Consider the following 3,890-nt stretch of genomic DNA (forward strand, 5'->3'; position numbering starts at 1 on the left):
AACCAGAGCGCTGGATTGCCCTTGACCAGTTCGGGCCGCGCCAGCCACATGCCGGTATCGGCATAGACATTGGTTTCCAGCACTTCCTGCGCCGTGAATTCGGTATCGGGCACAAAGGCGACTTCCATCAGTGCGTCGCCATAGACACGAAAAACAAACGCTCCGGCGATCACCAGAATCACCATACCGGCGACAAAATAGAGAAACTTGCGGGCCAAATGATACTCCAACTAGATTGCTGCCGCTTCAATCCGCTTGAAGCCGCTCCGCGCCAGTGCTAGCGGCGCTCGGTACACAATAGTCCAAAAAAGATGAACTGAAAAAGAATGAGTCATGTCAATCGATAAGCAAACCGTCAAAAAGATCGCCAGCCTCTCGAGGATCGCGATCACCGATGCCGAGGCGGACGCCTTCGTGCCAGAGCTCAACCAGATATTGGGCTGGGTCGAGCAGCTCGGCGAAGTCGATTGCTCGAAGGTCGAGCCGATGACGGCGGTGATTGCGAACAAATTGCGGCTGCGCGACGATGTCGTGACCGACGGCGAAATCCGCGACAGGATATTGGCCAACGCGCCAATGGCTGATCATGGCTTTTTCGCGGTTCCCAAGGTGATCGAATAATGACCGAAATATTCGAACTGGGCATCGCCGGAATCCGCAGCGGGATTGACGCGGGCGATTTTACTGCAAAGCAAGTGGCGGAGACATTCATTGCGCGGGTCGCCGCAGCCAAGCCGCTCAACGCCTTTCTGGTCGAGACACCGGATCATGCGCTGGCAGCAGCGGAAGCCACTGATCAGGCAAAGGCCAATGGCGAAACGCTCGGCAGGATGGCCGGCGTGCCAATTGGCATGAAGGACCTGTTCTGCACCGAAGGCGTCGAAACCACTGCGGCGAGCGGGATTTTGAAGGGCTTTGTGCCGCAATATGAATCGACCGTCTCGTCAAACCTGTTCCGGGCCGGCGCCGGCATGCTCGGCAAGCTCAACATGGATCAATTCGCAATGGGCTCGTCAAACGAGACCAGCGCCTTCGGCAATGTGATTTCTCCCTGGCGGCGCAATGATGGCGGCAACAGCGATCTGACCCCCGGCGGCTCGTCCGGTGGTAGCGCGGCTGTTGTGTCGGGACGCATCGCACCTGCGGCGACCGGCACCGACACCGGCGGATCGATCCGCCAGCCCGCCGCCTTCACCGGCATCACCGGTTTCAAGCCGACCTATGGCCGCTGCTCGCGCTGGGGCACGATCGCCTTCGCCAGTTCGCTGGATCAGGCAGGGCCAATGGCCCATGATGTACGCGATTGCGCGATCATGCTTGAAGCCATGGCCGGTTTTGATGCCAAGGATTCGACCTCGCTCAATCTGCCCGTCCCCGATTGGGAAGCGGCGCTCAATAGCAATCTGGCGGGCAAGAAAATCGGTATTCCCAAGGAATATCGGGTCGAAAACATGCCGGCCGAAATCGACGCGCTGTGGCAAAAGGGTATCGAGATGCTGAAAGAGGCCGGAGCGACCATCGTCGATGTGTCGCTGCCGCACACGAAATATGCTCTGCCGGCATATTATATCATCGCGCCCGCCGAAGCTTCGTCCAACCTTTCGCGCTATGATGGCGTGCGCTATGGCCTGCGCGATCTGCCGGACGGGGCAGGGCTGCAGGACATGTATGCTGCGACCCGCGAAGCCGGATTCGGGCCGGAAGTGAAGCGCCGGATCATGATCGGCACCTATGTGCTCTCGGCCGGCTATTATGACGCCTATTATACCCAGGCGCAGAAGGTCCGGACCCTGATATCGCAGGATTTCGACAAGGCCTGGAACAGCTGCGACCTGCTGCTGACCCCGACCGCGCCGAGTGCTGCCTTTGGCCTGGGTGAGAAAAGCGACGATCCGTTGGCGATGTATCTGAACGACGTCTTCACCGTGCCCAGTTCGCTGGCCGGGCTGCCGGCGATGTCGGTGCCGGCCGGACTGGATGGCAAGGGGCTGCCGCTCGGATTGCAGATCATCGGCAAGGCATTGGACGAACAGAGCGTGTTCAATGCGGGCCTGGCAATCGAAGAACGGGCCGGCTTTGTTGCGAAACCGGAGCAGTGGTGGTGAGAGCTGATTCACAACAGGTCGATATCACACCAATCGATGGCTGGGGTTTTTTCGAACGAGATACTGAGAAACTCGCAAGAACTTTTGAAGCGAAAGTCGAAGAATCCGGGCCAACTTCGAACATTTACAACAAGGGGTGGGTGGGTAAAGTTGTTTCCAAGGATCACCGATATTGCAGTATGGAACTGGAAATGAGTCCTAGAAATACATCTCCCTGGAATGAGGTCGTTGTAATCCACATTTTTGACGGACAAAAAAGTGCAAAATCGTCGTTGGTGTACAGCGGAATGGCTCAAACAAATAACTTGAAGTGTAGTTGGCTATGACTGAATCAACCTATCGTATCCAGGGCGGAACCGGCGAGTGGGAGGTCGTGATCGGCCTCGAGGTCCACGCCCAGATCACCTCCGAATCGAAGCTCTTCTCCGGAGCTTCCACCGAATTTGGCGCGGAACCCAATACACAGGTCAGCCTGGTCGACGCAGCGATGCCCGGCATGCTGCCGACGCTCAACGGCGAATGTGTCCGTCAGGCGGTGCGCACAGGATTGGCGATCAACGCCCAGATCAACAAATATTCGCGTTTCGACCGCAAGAATTATTTCTATGCCGATCTGCCGCAGGGCTATCAGATTTCCCAGCTCTACCATCCGATCGTCGGCGAGGGCGTGATCCAGATTTCGCTCAACGAGAAAGACCCCGATGCCCATGGCAAGGCGATTGGTGTCGAGCGCATCCATATCGAACAGGATGCCGGCAAACTGATGCACGACCAGCATCCGACCATGTCCTATGTCGATCTCAATCGCTGCGGCGTCGCTTTGATGGAGATCGTCTCCAAGCCGGACATGACATCGCCCAAGGAAGCCGCGGCCTATGTCCGCAAGCTGCGCTCGATCCTGCGCTATGTCGGGTCGTGCGACGGCAATATGGAACAGGGCTCGATGCGCGCCGATGTCAATGTCAGCGTGCGCAAGCCGGGCGGCGAGCTCGGCACCCGCACCGAGACCAAGAATGTCAATTCGATGCGCTTCATCCAGCAGGTGATCGAATATGAGGCCCAGCGCCAGGTCGACCTGATCGAGGACGGCGGCACTGTCGTGCAGGAAACCCGGCTGTTTGACCCGGACAAGAACGAGACCCGGTCGATGCGCTCGAAAGAAGATGCGCACGACTATCGCTATTTTCCGGACCCCGACCTGCTGCCGCTGGAACTGGACGATGATTTCATCTTCGACTGCAAGGCCAGCCTGCCGGAACTGCCCGACGAAAAACGTGCCCGCTACAAGAATGTCCTCGGCCTTAGCCCTTATAATGCCGCAGTGCTGACCGCCGAGCATGAAACCGCTTTGTGGTTCGAACAGTTGCTTGATATCAGCGACGAACCGGAAAAAATCGCCAGCAGCGCCGCCAACTGGGTGACCTCGGAACTGTTCGGTGCGCTCAACCGCATGGGTGTCGGCATCGAGAATAGTCCGGTCTCCCCGGCACAGGCTGCAGAATTGCTAAGTCTGGTCGCCGATGGCACCATCTCCGGCAAGATCGCCAAGCAGGTCTTCGAGATCATGCTCGAAACCGGTGACGGCGCGAAAAAAATCGTCGAGGAGCAGGGGCTGGTCCAGGAATCGGATACCGGAGCCATCGAGAAGGTCATCGCCGAAGTGATGGCCGCCAATGAGGACAAGGTCGCCCAATATCGCGACGGCAAGGACAAGCTGTTCGGCTTCTTCGTCGGCCAGACGATGAAAGCCATGCAGGGCAAGGCCAATCCGCAGGTGGTGAATGA

3 protein-coding genes and 1 pseudogene are annotated in these 3,890 nt (G+C 57.9%); 3 read left to right on the forward strand and 1 reads right to left on the reverse strand.

Annotation, left to right across the window (positions count from 1 at the left end; genetic code table 11):
• Window positions 1–218: pseudogene (locus ACEW8J_RS01930) on the reverse strand (hypothetical protein); the annotation flags it as partial.
• 115 nt (window positions 219–333) lie between these two features.
• Between ACEW8J_RS01930 and gatC the strand changes: the two are divergent.
• The 3 genes from gatC to gatB all read left to right on the forward strand — a co-directional run.
• Entirely contained in the window at window positions 334–621 is a 288-nt protein-coding gene (gatC, locus tag ACEW8J_RS01935) for an Asp-tRNA(Asn)/Glu-tRNA(Gln) amidotransferase subunit GatC (RefSeq protein ID WP_373489942.1), read from the forward strand.
• Window positions 621–2,105 (forward strand): Asp-tRNA(Asn)/Glu-tRNA(Gln) amidotransferase subunit GatA, encoded by a 1,485-nt coding sequence (gatA, locus tag ACEW8J_RS01940; RefSeq protein WP_373489943.1) that lies wholly within the window; start codon window positions 621–623, stop codon window positions 2,103–2,105. The genes gatC and gatA overlap by 1 nt, the downstream gene beginning before the upstream one ends.
• A 322-nt stretch (window positions 2,106–2,427) precedes the next feature.
• Window positions 2,428–3,890: Asp-tRNA(Asn)/Glu-tRNA(Gln) amidotransferase subunit GatB (gatB, locus tag ACEW8J_RS01945; RefSeq protein WP_373489944.1), on the forward strand; the 1,463-nt coding region annotated here is incomplete at its 3' end.

Source organism: Parasphingorhabdus sp., assembly GCF_041748495.1.
Classification (GTDB): Bacteria; Pseudomonadota; Alphaproteobacteria; order Sphingomonadales; family Sphingomonadaceae; genus Parasphingorhabdus.